General features: G+C 42.8%; 13 protein-coding genes. 5 read left to right on the forward strand and 8 right to left on the reverse strand.

Annotated features, from left to right (window positions below):
• Positions 1-28 precede the first annotated feature (28 nt).
• Positions 29-2,518 carry a ribonuclease R gene (gene rnr, locus NH462_RS03540; protein WP_253104079.1) on the forward strand — a complete coding sequence of 830 codons (2,490 nt, stop codon included), beginning with the start codon at positions 29-31 and terminating at the stop codon, positions 2,516-2,518.
• A 22-nt stretch (positions 2,519-2,540) separates the two neighbouring features.
• Complete coding sequence (gene rlmB / locus NH462_RS03545) at positions 2,541-3,281, forward strand: 23S rRNA (guanosine(2251)-2'-O)-methyltransferase RlmB (protein WP_010368698.1); 741 nt, start codon at positions 2,541-2,543, stop codon at positions 3,279-3,281.
• 252 nt (positions 3,282-3,533) lie between these two features.
• Here rlmB and yjjG read toward each other — a convergent pair whose 3' ends face one another.
• The 3 genes from yjjG to NH462_RS03560 form a co-directional block, all read right to left on the reverse strand.
• Positions 3,534-4,211 carry a pyrimidine 5'-nucleotidase gene (gene yjjG / locus NH462_RS03550; protein ID WP_253104082.1) on the reverse strand — a complete coding sequence of 226 codons (678 nt, stop codon included), beginning with the start codon at positions 4,209-4,211 and terminating at the stop codon, positions 3,534-3,536.
• A complete protein-coding gene (gene yjjX / locus NH462_RS03555; RefSeq protein WP_010605825.1) occupies positions 4,211-4,744 on the reverse strand; it encodes an inosine/xanthosine triphosphatase in 534 nt (177 codons plus the stop codon). The genes yjjG and yjjX overlap by 1 nt, the downstream gene beginning before the upstream one ends.
• A 97-nt stretch (positions 4,745-4,841) precedes the next feature.
• Complete coding sequence (locus NH462_RS03560; RefSeq protein WP_010368692.1) at positions 4,842-5,741, reverse strand: phosphoribulokinase; 900 nt, start codon at positions 5,739-5,741, stop codon at positions 4,842-4,844.
• 135 nt (positions 5,742-5,876) lie between these two features.
• Here NH462_RS03560 and NH462_RS03565 point away from each other — a divergent pair, with 135 nt between their 5' ends.
• The 3 genes from NH462_RS03565 to phnW all read left to right on the forward strand — a co-directional run bounded on the left by NH462_RS03565 (position 5,877) and on the right by phnW (position 9,154).
• Positions 5,877-6,761 carry a hypothetical protein gene (locus NH462_RS03565; protein ID WP_253104085.1) on the forward strand — a complete coding sequence of 295 codons (885 nt, stop codon included), beginning with the start codon at positions 5,877-5,879 and terminating at the stop codon, positions 6,759-6,761.
• Between the two features lie 60 nt (positions 6,762-6,821).
• Entirely contained in the window at positions 6,822-7,835 is a 1,014-nt protein-coding gene (galE, locus tag NH462_RS03570) for a UDP-glucose 4-epimerase GalE (protein WP_253104088.1), read from the forward strand.
• 212 nt (positions 7,836-8,047) lie between these two features.
• On the forward strand, positions 8,048-9,154 hold the full coding sequence (gene phnW, locus NH462_RS03575; RefSeq protein WP_253104092.1) for a 2-aminoethylphosphonate--pyruvate transaminase: 1,107 nt from the start codon (positions 8,048-8,050) through the stop codon (positions 9,152-9,154).
• Between the two features lie 393 nt (positions 9,155-9,547).
• Here the strand turns inward: phnW and NH462_RS03580 are convergent, their stop codons facing one another.
• The 5 genes from NH462_RS03580 to NH462_RS03600 all read right to left on the reverse strand — a co-directional run bounded on the left by NH462_RS03580 (position 9,548) and on the right by NH462_RS03600 (position 12,459).
• Positions 9,548-10,030: a HEPN domain-containing protein gene (locus NH462_RS03580; RefSeq protein ID WP_222242312.1), complete on the reverse strand. Its 483-nt coding sequence runs from the start codon at positions 10,028-10,030 to the stop codon at positions 9,548-9,550.
• A gap of 246 nt (positions 10,031-10,276) precedes the next feature.
• Complete coding sequence (locus tag NH462_RS03585; protein WP_253104095.1) at positions 10,277-11,185, reverse strand: FRG domain-containing protein; 909 nt, start codon at positions 11,183-11,185, stop codon at positions 10,277-10,279.
• Positions 11,186-11,202: 17 nt separating this feature from the next.
• Complete coding sequence (locus NH462_RS03590; protein WP_222242316.1) at positions 11,203-11,544, reverse strand: hypothetical protein; 342 nt, start codon at positions 11,542-11,544, stop codon at positions 11,203-11,205.
• A 55-nt stretch (positions 11,545-11,599) separates the two neighbouring features.
• Positions 11,600-12,079 (reverse strand): hypothetical protein, encoded by a 480-nt coding sequence (locus NH462_RS03595; protein WP_253104098.1) that lies wholly within the window; start codon positions 12,077-12,079, stop codon positions 11,600-11,602.
• A 197-nt stretch (positions 12,080-12,276) separates the two neighbouring features.
• Positions 12,277-12,459 carry a hypothetical protein gene (locus NH462_RS03600; protein WP_253104101.1) on the reverse strand — a complete coding sequence of 61 codons (183 nt, stop codon included), beginning with the start codon at positions 12,457-12,459 and terminating at the stop codon, positions 12,277-12,279.
• Positions 12,460-12,581: the final 122 nt, after the last annotated feature.

Genomic DNA, 12,581 nt, shown 5'->3' on the forward strand with positions numbered 1-12,581 from the left:
ACAGCATAGCTTATTTAACAAGACAGTAATGCCAAAACAGGATCCCTATCTCGATAGAGAACAGCAAAAATACGACAATCCAGTACCTAGTCGCGAATTTATCTTAGAACACATTAAAAGCGCGGCCAAACCACCTTCTTTCTCTCAATTGTGTAACGATTTAAAAGTGCAAGACGAAGAACGTCAAATTGCGCTTAGACGCCGCTTGCGCGCAATGGAGCGAGACGGTCAGCTGCACTTCAATAAATTTAAGTGTTACACCATTCCAAGTGATGATGGTCTAGTCAAAGGCCGCGTTGTTGGACACCGTGATGGCTTTGGCTTTTTAGAAGTGGAAGGCGAACCCAAAGATTGGTTTATCACCAAGTATCAAATGGAGCGTGTGCTGCATGGCGATTGGGTGTTAGCGAAGGCTGGCAGTCGAGGCTCAGGTGGTAAGGTGGAAGCGCGCATTGTGCGGGTACTAGAAAAAGAGCGTGCGCCAGTCGTCGGTCGTTATTTTGTTGAGTTTGGCATGGCAGTTGTGGTGCCAGAAGACCCTCGCATTACTCAAGATATCATCATCGTACCTGGTCAAGAAAATGGTGCTCGCCATAATCAAATGGTGCAGGTAGAGATCACTCAAAGCCCTAGCAAACAAATGAATGCAATGGGTAAAGTACTTGAGGTGCTCGGCGATCATATGGCACCGGGTATGGAAATTGAGGTGGCACTTCGCAATCATGACATTCCTCATGAGTGGCCAAGTGAAGTAGAAGCACAAGTTGCAAATCTTGGTGAGTTTGTTGAAGAGTCAGCCAAACAAGGCCGTGTCGACCTTCGCGATTTACCGTTAGTGACCATTGATGGTGAAGACGCCCGTGACTTTGATGATGCCGTATATTGTGAGCGTAAAAAGTCAGGTGGTTGGCGTTTATGGGTTGCTATTGCGGATGTGTCTCATTATGTCGGTAAAGGCACTGCGCTTGACAAAGAAGCGATTGAGCGTGGTAACTCAGTGTATTTTCCTGAGCAAGTTGTGCCAATGCTACCTAAGGTGCTATCGAACGGTTTATGTTCATTGAATCCGAAGGTAGACCGTTTATGTATGGTTGCGGAAATGACCGTGTCCGAAGCGGGTCGTTTGTCTGGCTACCGTTTTTACGAAGCCGTGATGAACTCTCACGCTCGTCTTACTTACACCAAAGTCCATGCGATTTTACAAGGTGACGAAAAGCTTAGAGCGGATTATCAGCCTCTTGTGCCTCATCTAACTGAGCTCCATAACATGTATATGACGCTGAAGGCTGCAAGGCAGGAGCGTGGTGCAATTGAGTTTGAAACCCTAGAAACGCGCTTTGTATTTAATGCTCATCGGAAGATTGACTCTATCGTGCCTGTGGTTCGTAACGATGCCCACAAACTCATTGAAGAGTGCATGATCTTGGCGAATGTGTCAGCAGCAAAGCTGTTGGAAAAACACGAAGCCCATAGCTTGTACCGTGTTCATGATGAGCCAGATCCTGAAAGGTTGAGCCAATTTAGACAATTCTTGCAAGACTTGGGTATTGAAAGCCAATTACCTAACGATCCGTCGCCAGAGGAGTTGACCCAAGCGCTTGAGTCATTGGGAGATCGCCCTGAAAAAGAATTGATCCAAACTATGTTACTGCGCTCAATGAAGCAAGCGGTATATCAGCCAGAAAATATTGGCCACTTTGGTTTGGCATTAAAAGCCTATGCACACTTTACCTCACCTATTCGCCGTTATCCGGATCTGGTGGTACACCGCGCAATCAAAGGCATTTTACAGCAGCAACAACAGCCAGTAAGTGGCGCTTACATCTACAATGAAGATGAAGTGAAACAACTAGGTGAGCAGTGCTCGATGACAGAGCGCCGCGCTGATGACGCCACTCGTGAAGTCGCTGATTGGCTTAAATGTGAATTTATGCAAGATCATGTTGGCGATGAATTTACCGGTGTGATCTCATCGGTCACCAACTTTGGATTATTTGTGAGGTTGGACGACCTGCAGATCGACGGGATGATCCATGTTAGCAATTTAGGGCATGAGTACTTCCACTTTGATGGTGCAAAGCAATGTTTGATTGGTGAGCATAGTCGCACAGTATTTAGACTCGGCGATAAACTTACCGTTGTGGTCGCTTCAGTTAGCTTGGATGATCGTCGCATCAACTTAGCTTTAGCTGAAGAAGGTCAGCAAGACAGATATGCAAGGCGTCGAAAATCGCCAAAAAGCACTGCAAGTAGTGTTCGTGAGCAGCTAAAAACGGGTAAAATCCCGGGAGCTAAGCGCCGTGACGGTGAAGCGTCTGGTCGCGATAAAGATAATAAAGGCGATGACAAAGCCAAAAAGCGCAAAAGAACGACCCCTAAGGGGGAGCTCAAACAGGCGAAAAAGGCAGGCACGCTGAAGTCGAAGAAAAAATCGACGAGTAAAAAAGCCAAAGCGGCAAAGGGCAAAGCAAAACGCCCAGGCAAAAACGAAAGAAATCGTAGCAAAAAAGCGCAATAGATTATAAAGCGGGAGCTTTAACGTGAGTAACGAATTAATTTTTGGCTTTCATTCAATCGAAGCCATTTTGAATAACGCGCCGGAGCGCTTTTTAGAAATTTATGCACTAAAGGGACGTGAAGATCAGCGTTTAAATCAAGTCGTAAACGATGCCCGTAAGTTTGGTATTTCAGTGCAGTTTATGCAGCGTAAAGCGCTTGATAACAAAGCGAATGGTGAGCAACATCAGGGCATTATTGCTAATGTTAAAGCGGCGCGCGCATACAATGAAAAAGATCTTGATGAGATCATTCAGAGAGAAACCACGCCGTTTTTCTTAGTGTTGGACGGAGTTACCGATCCTCATAACTTAGGTGCATGTCTACGTAGTGCGGATGCAGCAGGTGTACATGGTGTGATCGTACCAAAGGATAAGTCTGCAAAGCTAAATGGCACTGCAAGAAAAGTAGCGTGTGGCGCTGCAGAAACGGTTCCGCTTATCCAAGTAACCAATCTTGCTCGCACATTGCGTGATATTAAAGAAGCCGGTGTGTGGGTTGTGGGTACTGCAGGTGAAACCGATACAGCTGTTTTTGATGCAAACCTGACTGGGCCTATGGCCATTGTAATGGGCGCTGAAGGTGATGGCATGCGCCGCTTAACTCGAGAGCATTGCGATGAACTGGTTAAGATCCCGATGGTAGGTAGCGTGTCTAGTTTAAATGTATCGGTTGCGACCGGTGTGTGTTTATTTGAAGTGTTAAGACAGCGCTCAGCACTTTAATCACTTAATAAGCGCTGGCTTTTGCGGCGCATCTTTAACGGCTTAAAGAGCTTTAAGAGCTTTAAGAGCTCGCAAGGTAAACTTGCTCCTACACGATTCTGTCTGTGGCAGGAGCCGAATTATTCGGCGAGCTTTTAAAACCCGCAAGATCAACTTACTCCTACACAGGTCTACCTTTGGTAGGAGCCGATTTATTCGGCGAGCTTTTAAAACCCGCAAGGTCAGCTTACTCTCACACAATTGTACAGGGTATTACCCCATTAAAATTTCTTGCAACTCTCTAAGAGACTCTACGGTATAGGTTGGCTTGATATGGTCGGGGCAGACTTTGCCATCATGCTTTAACCAACAGCTATCAATCCCAAAGCGGTTTGCGCCTAAAATGTCACTCGCTGGTGTGTCGCCAACCATTAATACTTTGGATTTGTCGGGATTCCCCAACAGCGTTAACGTATGCGCAAAAATACTCGGATCTGGTTTTGCTTTACCTACCAACTCAGAGATCACCACTTCAGAAAAACGATCCACAAGGCCGGTATGTTCCAATCTTTTTTGCTGAAGCGCGGCAAATCCGTTGGTAATAATAGCCAAAGTACATTGGCCTTTCAGGCTGTCGAGCAGGGCTTTAGCTCCCGGTAACGGTTGGCAAATTTCAGCCATCGCTGCCAAGAATCCCGCGTTGAGTGTTTCTGGCGCGATATCGAGTTTTTCAGCCCAGCGACTAAAGCGCGTTACCTGAAGTGTTTTTGCGTCAATCTCACCATTTTGATACTGCACCCAAAGTGGCGCATTTAAGCCGTTATATTCTTCGAAGTCCTCGTCAGTGAACACAACGTCATATTGAGTAAACAGCGTTTGTAATCCAAGTTTGGCATTAAAGCTAAATAAGGTTTCATCCGCATCAAATAAAATATGTGTATAGTTCGGCATTATAAATACATCTCTGGGTGATTAAAGGGCGCCATTGCGAGCAATAAGGCTTGCGTGTAGCTACTTTCTCTGGTGGCAAGGTGGTTGGTTAGTAAACCGATAGCACCGCCTTGTTGCTTGATATTAGTGGTATTGAACAGGTCATCCATTACATGTCCTAGCTCTTCACCTTGTTCAAGACGCGCGTAGACCGATGCCGGTAGCGGCAAATTACAACTACGGCCGACACTCGTACGACGGTTATCCGCAATGACGACATAAGCAAAAGTAGCTGCACCGTATTCAAATTTGGCAGCGCCTCCTTCCATGGCACAATAAAAATCGGCTTGATGATGTTGCTGTAAGTAAGTAACACGATTCTCTGCGCCTTCGCGGGTGGCTTGTTCACCTAAAGGCTGATCCGCAACGAGGCTCGGCGCTGAGATACCCTGACAGTCAATTTTTGCATTGGGAAAGTACTGCGCAAAGATGGTTTTTGCAGCATTGATTTTTACTGGGTTTTTAGACCCCACTAAAATGGTAAGCACGTCCATATAACAACTACTCGTGATGCCCTAAAAGGCGTCAGTGTAAAGTGTGATATGGAGCGATGCAAGGAAGCTATTATTCCTAATCAAAACATCAGCTGGGTTAAATCGGTAAATCGACTGGCGCCATATTCTCAAGGGCACGTTTCTTTACTAATAATTCTTTGATAAGTGGAGTCAGTACTAACTCCATTGCCAATCCCATTTTTCCACCCGGCACAACTAACGTGTTTACACGAGACATAAAGCTGCCTTCGATCATTTGTAAATAGTAAGGAAAGTTAACATCTTCGATGCCACGAAAGCGAATAACCACAAAACTTTCGTCTAATGATGGTATGTCTTTAGCACTGAATGGGTTAGAAGTATCCACGGTGGGCACACGTTGAAAGTTAATATGCGTGCGAGAAAACTGGGGAGTAATGTGATTAATGTAGTCATCCATTGAGCGCACAATTGACGTCATGACGGCTTCTTTGGAGTGGCCGCGCTCATTGGTATCGCGAATGAGCTTTTGGATCCATTCAAGGTTGATGATAGGCACCATGCCAATCAATAAATCAACGTTGCTGGCCACATCATATTCTGGGGTCACGACACCGCCGTGCAGTCCCTCATAAAACAGCATATCGGTGTTTTGTTCTAGTTCTTGATAAGGAGTAAAAGTGCCTGGTAGCTGATTAAATGGCACGGCATCGTCAAACGTATGAAGGTAGCGACGGACTTTGCCATTGCCGGTTTCGCCATAGCTTTTGAACAGACTTTCTAATGCGCCGAAGTCATTGGCTTCTTCACCAAAGTAGCTAATGTGCTTACCTTCTTGTAGCGCTTCGCGACGCAATTTATCCATTTCTGGGCGAGTGTAGCGATGAAAGCTATCGCCTTCGACATAGGCGGCTTTGGTATTAAGACTGCGGAATATGTGTTTTATCGCGCTTGTCGTTGTTGTAGTGCCTGCGCCTGAACTACCAGTAATGGCGATAATAGGGTGTTTGTCTGACATAAATCTGCCTTAGCTTTCATCATCCGTTAATTCGATGTTACGCGAAGCAAAGTTTTTGGCAAGCTTTGCTTGAGGGCGAGTGTTGGGTATCATAGCGGGGTGATATAACTACAATGAAAAATCAAAGGAACGTCCATGCCCATTTCAATGCGTGTGAAGCTCGCAGTTTGTTTATTCGCTTTCGCGTCCTGTTTACCGGCTTATTCAGCCATGCCCAAAAGCCAAATTTGGCTAGCTGAATTAGGTGAACATTTCAGTGCTAAACCAATTACCGAAAACACCGCGTATTTTAATCAGCCGCTAGTGACTGATTCTGGGGTTTACTATACCGCGGAAGTCAGCGCTGATGGCAATAGCCAAACGGATCTGTTTTTTTACGACTTTCAAAGCCAAAACACAACCAACCTCACGCAATCTCCTGTCTTTGAATATTCACCCACACTACATCCTAATGGAAAAGGATTAACGACGATTGTGGTTGAGGGATCCGGTAAGCAAAAACTGTGGTTTTATCCGTTTGATAAGGCTACAAAACCGAGTCGTGTTTTTGAGCATATTGAACCTGTTGGATATCATGCTTGGGGGAGCAACCAAGATCTGATTATGTTTATTTTAGGTGCGACTGAGAGTGCTCCGCATACCTTACAATACACAGATATTAACGGTCATTTACCACAAATTCTTGCTGAAGATATTGGCCGAACTTTGTCTTACAACCGTGCGCGTGACGTGTTTGCTTTTACTTATCAAGTCAATGGTTTGATGTGGTTCGCAACCTACCATAGAGAGAGCGATCATATTCAGCGATTTTTTGCTCTTCCCAGTCAAGTGCAAGATTATACCTGGTTGGATGATAACAAAGTGGCGTACTCATTGGATAACAAGATTTATTACCGAGATTTAAATGCGCCTAAAAAAGTCCACTTATTAAGAAACTTAAGAAGTTACTGTCAGACTTCAATTTCTCGCTTGAGCTTTTTTGATAACAAGCTGGCATTTGTATGCCACAGTGAAGACTGATAGCGATACATTAAATTGCATGTTAAACGCAATACATAGACAACAACCATAGGAATAGATATGACGATTCTCGTAACAGGTGGTGCAGGCTATATCGGCTCTCACACTGTATTAGAGCTGCTACAGCAAGGCAAAAAGGTAGTGGTCGTAGATAATCTAAGCAATTCTCAGCAGACTTCATTACATAGAGTCGCTGAGATAGTAGGAAAGGAAGCGACATTCCATCAAGGTGATATTCTTGATAAGGCATTTCTTGATAGTGTATTTGCGCAATATGATATTGAAGAAGTGATCCATTTTGCAGGCTTAAAAGCCGTAGGAGAGTCGGTTAAAAAGCCAATCGAGTATTACCAAAACAACGTCCAAGGCACGTTGACGCTTCTTGATGCAATGCGTGACGCCAATGTATTTAAGCTAGTTTTTAGCTCGTCAGCGACGGTATATGGAGATCCTGCCAGCCTTCCTATTCGTGAAGATTTCCCTGTTGGTGGCACAACCAATCCTTATGGTACGTCAAAGCTGATGGTTGAAATGGTACTACAGGATGTTGCTAAATCAGACCCGCGTTGGGCCTTTGCTATTTTACGTTACTTTAACCCGGTTGGCGCACACGAGTCGGGGTTAATTGGTGAAGATCCAAATGGTATTCCCAATAACTTACTGCCCTACATCTCACAGGTTGCTGTTGGTAAACTGGCGAGTTTAGGCGTCTTTGGCAACGACTATGACACCAAAGACGGCACGGGAGTGAGAGATTACATTCATGTGGTTGACCTTGCTATTGGCCATTTAAAAGCACTTGAGAAAATCGCAGTAGCGGCAGGCACGCATATCTATAACTTAGGTACCGGCAATGGCTACTCGGTACTTGAGATGGTTACCGCGTTTGAAAAAGCAGCGGGCAAAGCCATACCCTATGACATTAAACCGCGTCGCGATGGCGACATTGCCGCCTGTTACGCAGCGCCTGAAAAAGCCAAATCTGAATTAGGCTGGCATACAGAGCGTGGATTGGATGCCATGATGCAAGATACATGGCGCTGGCAAAGCAATAATCCAAATGGGTATAAATAACCTAAATTCTTATCCTGAGTTCAGGTTAAATAACCTAAACTCGGGAGAACAACCAGAGCCTCTGTTGGCTCTCTTCGCCTTTGCCATTTAGGGTAAAGGCGAGGTTTCATTGAACATCATTACGACATCAATCTTAGTTTCATAAAACTGTCATGCCGTTGTCACCTAAACTCGGTTAAATAATCTGGTATAGACCAGTTTAGAGGCAAGTTATGAACAACGATTATTTACTCCTGACGCCAGGCCCACTCAGTACCTCTCACACCGTGAAAGAAGCCATGTTGAAAGACTGGTGCACCTGGGATGATGAATATAACCAAGGTGTAGTGCAAGTTATTCGCAAGCAGCTTTGTGAAATTGCGGTTGCAGATCCACAGTATCGCAGCGACTACAGTGCAACCTTAATGCAAGGCAGTGGTACAGCAAGTGTAGAAGCGGCTATTGGAACTTTTATTCCTAAGTCTGGCACTTTGCTGGTTATCAATAATGGTGCCTATGGTGCGCGTATTATTGAGATAGCCAATTATCTAAATATTAATGTGATAGCGCTCAACTTTGTTGAAACTGAGCTGCCGCAACTAGAGCAGATCTCACAAGCGCTTGAGCAACACCCTGAGATCACCCACGTAGCAATGGTACACTGCGAAACCACAACGGGGATGCTGAACCCGGCTAAGCGCGTAGCTGAGCTTGCGAAACATCACAATAAAGTAATGATCCTTGATGCCATGAGCAGTTTTGGCGGCATTGAGATGGATATGCACGAGTGGCAAATTGATATCCTCATTAGCTCAGCAAATAAGTGTATTCAAGGTGTTCCAGGTTTTGGCTTTGTGATCGCAAAAACGGCGCTGCTGGTTGCCGCTGAAGGACAAGCGCGTTCACTCTCGCTGGATCTTCACGCCCAGTGGAAAACCATGGAAAACCACCATGGTAAATGGCGTTTTACCTCGCCAACGCATGTTGTCAGGGCTTTTGCCAAGGCACTAGAAGAATTGGCGCAAGAGGGAGGCGCTTCTGCGCGATTTAAGCGTTACAGCGAAAATCAAAAACAGCTCGTTAGTGGCATGAAAGCTCTTGGTTTTGAAGCCTTGTTACCAGAAGTCATGCACTCACCTATTATCACTTCTTTTTATTCACCAAGTGACGAAAGCTATGAGTTTAAGCGCTTTTATGAAGCATTGAAGCAAAAAGGATATGTGATTTACCCCGGCAAAGTATCAAACGCAGATTGCTTTCGAATTGGTAATATTGGCGAAGTATATGCCGCAGATATTAGTGGACTACTTAAAGCTATCGCACAAGCAAAATACTGGTAAACCGTTAGGGCAGGAGCCGCTTTACGCGGCGATGGGTTAAGGGGGTTACACCCCTTAGCTAAATAAATGAGTAGCGAATCTTAAATTGTGTTAACGATGGCCTAATCTGGGCTGTCACCTTCCCATAAAATGATTCTGCACTCATTAAAGCTGGAGGCTAACTAAGAAAAATCACGTTATACCAAATTACAAGTTATCGCAGTGCTAACAGAAGCTGGAAAGTCTCGGGTGTATGTAATAAACACTGCGTAAGCAATGGTACGTATTCCAACCTAATCTGTATCAATTTTAATGACAGGTGCATCAGGGTATTTTTGAACATATTTCTTACATTCATCTACCGAAAAAACACATTACATGCGACAACAAAGCGGGACAAATCATATTCCTTGGTTATGAATGGTTAAATGGGCTAGGTAAACCAAGGCATTCATGAATTCCTGTATTTAGCTCTTTTAAGAATAATAAGTTTGCACTTAGATTTTGACCTTCCGCTTTAGATTCCAAGTATCGCCATTCTTCAAATGTTTTTGACGACTTTATTAGTGTTGCTTCAAACTCAGTGGAGGTTATATTTTTTTTAATCCTATCTTGAGTATCAGCGTCTAGCTCAGTAAATAGTTTAAATAAATCATGAGTTTTTTTTGGTTGCTTATTGCTTTTTAGTAGGAGAGATTTCAACCCCGCTTCGCAACTAAAAGAAATTAGCACCACCAAAGGCGTAAAAAGCCAGCCATAGCTTGCATTATTTTTTGACAGCTCTTGATTCAATTTATCTTCTATGACTTTTCCGGCCACACCAAACCAATATGAAGTGCCGCTTCTACGATCTTCTTCGGCTTGCATTCTGTGATAATTAATATCTGTATTGGACATATACCTTCTGCGCCTTATTCCAATGGTTATTTTTTAACAGGTGTCCACCGGTGGACACCTGTCGCATTCCAATAAACTTAAATCAACTTAGTATAGATATGCTCCGCCTTATCATAAAGCCGTAGGATACAATCGGGCCAGCAACAACAAACTTGCTCAGTATCAAATCCACGAGCGACACTGGAGCATAAACAGCGAAAACTTTACATATAGGTCTAAATATCTGTCTATATTAGGTAAGCCTAATTATTCTATGTCATTTATTTTTTGTTCCATTTTTATAGAGTTGATCCAATCAACAGCAGCTATACCTGCACCATCAGCACTAGGATAAATTGTAGCTCCATTAATCCCTGCTTTTAGGCACAACCTATACAGGTTAAGAGCTTCTTTTTTAGGTAGAGTTACTTTAATTAAAGGGGTGTTATCTATTGATTTAAATTCATTTTCCAGACCTAAATACTCATAATCAACATCTTGAAATGGAGAATGAAATGTGAAAAGCCCTGATTGAGCTGATACATGATTAGAAGTACTTCCTGGTACTTTCACAATCTTTACATTAGGGTATAAAGCAATACGTTCTATATTGAGGATCCATAATGCTAGCCTATCATTAGTATCACCAGTGGGATCATAATTAGCCATAGCCGTTGATGCAGCAAAGTAAGCTGCAACATAGGGCTTTCTAGACCAGTCCAATAATCTAGTTGGTACACCATGATGTTGCGCTAAAGCCATCAATTCAAGCAACTCAAGCTCTAATTGTTTGTTAGGTACTCGACCGTATTTATTTTTAATGACTTCTATATCCATAATTTTATTGCGAAATCTTATAGAATCATTTGGTATACGCACTCCTACATCGTCACAGTACTCTACAAATTGATTTAATAACCAAGCCTCATGAAAAACTTGTTCATGCAACGAATTTCTTTTCCCATTTGCATTGTTCATAACTTCTGAAAACTGAGGTCTAAAAATAGAAGGAGTAAGGTGCCAGGCAGAATTCTCTTGACCACGGTAGATTAACTTATTTGGTTCATCGAATAGCGAATTTGTAGGGCTTAATAAATCCCATAATTCACAAGCAGTGCTAACTTTTTTTTCTATAAACCCAGTATTATTCATCTTTTCTATGTCTTTCTGTTCCATTTCTCATTCCAATAAACTTAAACCAACTTAGTATAGATATGCTCAAACTTATCATTAAGACTTTCGACTGAGAAACCGCAGTGTTTAACTAATGCTATTGGGAAACGATCCTCGGGAATGTAATCTCCAACCTTTCTAGAGTAATCTTCAATATCAATTTTTGAAGAAGCCACAAAAGTACTAGATTCCTCATCAAACAAAAGATTCTCAATAATAGAGTTTACTTTTTTGATACCCACCCCAAACCTCATAGTTAATCCAACAGTCGGCAAGCAAGGCATATCAATAACTTTGGAAAATTCACCTATAAAGTCGCTTTTAGAACAAATTAAGACTCTGTGTTTCACTTTCATGTTCATTTATATTCCAATGCTCATTTCTAGTATTTTCAGCAGGTGGCACCCGTTTATCTAACTAAATACCGTGTGCGTACTTTTTAATGTTAAAATTAGTGCAATTTTTTTCATTTGAATAGGCTTTAGTAGAGTATCCACTATCGTATTTGTGCTCCCACCTTTTAGTGTAAGCATTAAATGAGTAGTTGAAGTCACGCCACCCACAAAAGTTGAGAGTACCATCTAGGAATAGTTCACTATACTTAAAAAATCGAACATGGGAGAATTCAGATTTAGCTTCATATTTACATACAATAACGAGCTTATTTTTAACAGATTCATCAATAACGTCGTAAATACTATTTTCATCTTCGCAATAACTATAGTCCCTGTTTTCCCTCCCATTTTTGTACTTAATTGCTTGAAACAGTTTCTGTCGATCACTTTTTATCAACTCAAAGTCTAAGCGTTCTTTCGCGCCCTGTTTCTCTGGTGTCGTGTCTAAAAAAATCCCAGCAATTAAGCCCAAGAAAAATAAAGGTAAAAACAAATTTCTCATTCTGTTTAACCGGTTATCTGCACTTAGCAGCCTGCAACCCACTTACATCAACACCAAACTCTAACTGATATAAATACACGGCCTTTTGCCATGTTTCTTGACTATCTTCGTCTGGGATATGGTGCAAAAATGCGCCAAAGAGGTTTTTACAGTCATTGTGATACGCGAGTGTATCGGTGATATGCTCATGCCATACCTCATCGGCCAGTTGCGGCGGTGTGATTGGCGTATCTGGATATTTTTGACTTTAACACAAGAAATTGCCTGTACAGCACTTCTGCTTGTAAATAATCAGCTTCTGTCATACCTGTTGCGATTATGAGTCTATGTGTTATCTGGCTCAGATCTAGGTCTTTAAGTCGCTCATTAAAATTAGCCATCATGATGTTCCTTGCAGTTGTCAAATGTGGGAGTACCAAATTAAAACTTAGCGCTATTTCTAAAATAGGACAACCGCAGGTTATAGGAAAGGTTGTCGTGCTAAAGCACGACCTACGTGTAT

It is taken from the genome of Pseudoalteromonas sp. OANN1, assembly GCF_024124685.1.
GTDB lineage: Bacteria > Pseudomonadota > Gammaproteobacteria > Enterobacterales > Alteromonadaceae > Pseudoalteromonas > Pseudoalteromonas piscicida.

Coding starts and splice junctions, on each gene's coding strand:
- NH462_RS03560 (WP_010368692.1), bottom strand. CDS start 5,741: ATGTCAGACAAACACCCTATTATCGCCATTACTGGTAGTTCAGGCGCA.
- NH462_RS03590 (WP_222242316.1), bottom strand. CDS start 11,544: ATGAACATGAAAGTGAAACACAGAGTCTTAATTTGTTCTAAAAGCGAC.
- NH462_RS03580 (WP_222242312.1), bottom strand. CDS start 10,030: ATGTCCAATACAGATATTAATTATCACAGAATGCAAGCCGAAGAAGAT.
- yjjX (WP_010605825.1), bottom strand. CDS start 4,744: ATGGACGTGCTTACCATTTTAGTGGGGTCTAAAAACCCAGTAAAAATC.
- NH462_RS03600 (WP_253104101.1), bottom strand. CDS start 12,459: ATGGCTAATTTTAATGAGCGACTTAAAGACCTAGATCTGAGCCAGATA.
- galE (WP_253104088.1), top strand. CDS start 6,822: ATGACGATTCTCGTAACAGGTGGTGCAGGCTATATCGGCTCTCACACT.
- NH462_RS03565 (WP_253104085.1), top strand. CDS start 5,877: ATGCCCATTTCAATGCGTGTGAAGCTCGCAGTTTGTTTATTCGCTTTC.
- rnr (WP_253104079.1), top strand. CDS start 29: ATGCCAAAACAGGATCCCTATCTCGATAGAGAACAGCAAAAATACGAC.
- yjjG (WP_253104082.1), bottom strand. CDS start 4,211: ATGCCGAACTATACACATATTTTATTTGATGCGGATGAAACCTTATTT.
- phnW (WP_253104092.1), top strand. CDS start 8,048: ATGAACAACGATTATTTACTCCTGACGCCAGGCCCACTCAGTACCTCT.
- NH462_RS03595 (WP_253104098.1), bottom strand. CDS start 12,079: ATGAGAAATTTGTTTTTACCTTTATTTTTCTTGGGCTTAATTGCTGGG.
- NH462_RS03585 (WP_253104095.1), bottom strand. CDS start 11,185: ATGGAACAGAAAGACATAGAAAAGATGAATAATACTGGGTTTATAGAA.